Raw genomic sequence first — 337 nt, 5'->3', positions numbered from 1 at the left:
GGCCTGCAACTGATGGGGGTCGCCTCGATCTACCAGACCCTGATCACCGGCGTCCTGGTCATCCTCGCGGTGACCGTCGACCAGATCTCCCGGAGGAAGGCCCGATGACCACGACCACCACCGAGACGCCCGTGCTGCAGGCCCGCGGTCTGGTCAAGCGCTACGGCCAGGTCACCGCCATCGACGGCGCCGACTTCGACCTGCTGCCCGGCGAGGTCCTCGCCGTCATCGGCGACAACGGCGCCGGCAAGACCAGCCTCATCAAGGCGCTCACCGGCGCGGTGGTGCCGGACGAGGGTGAGATCCGCCTGAACGGCGAGCCGATCCAGTTCTCCGG

General features: G+C 69.1%; 1 protein-coding gene and 1 pseudogene. Both read left to right on the top strand.

Annotation, left to right across the window (positions count from 1 at the left end):
* A pseudogene (locus GTY47_RS03565) lies at positions 1-108 on the top strand (ABC transporter permease); the annotation flags it as partial.
* On the top strand, positions 105-337 hold a 233-nt coding region (locus GTY47_RS03560; protein WP_010038633.1), incomplete at its 3' end, for an ATP-binding cassette domain-containing protein. The pseudogene GTY47_RS03565 and the gene GTY47_RS03560, both read left to right, overlap by 4 nt.

The sequence above is a fragment of the Streptomyces sp. SID5464 genome (genome assembly GCF_009862985.1).
GTDB classification, from domain to species: Bacteria; Actinomycetota; Actinomycetes; order Streptomycetales; family Streptomycetaceae; genus Streptomyces; species Streptomyces chartreusis_D.
Note: the sequence above shows the minus strand (reverse complement) of the source record. Positions and strands in the feature narration are given on the sequence as shown.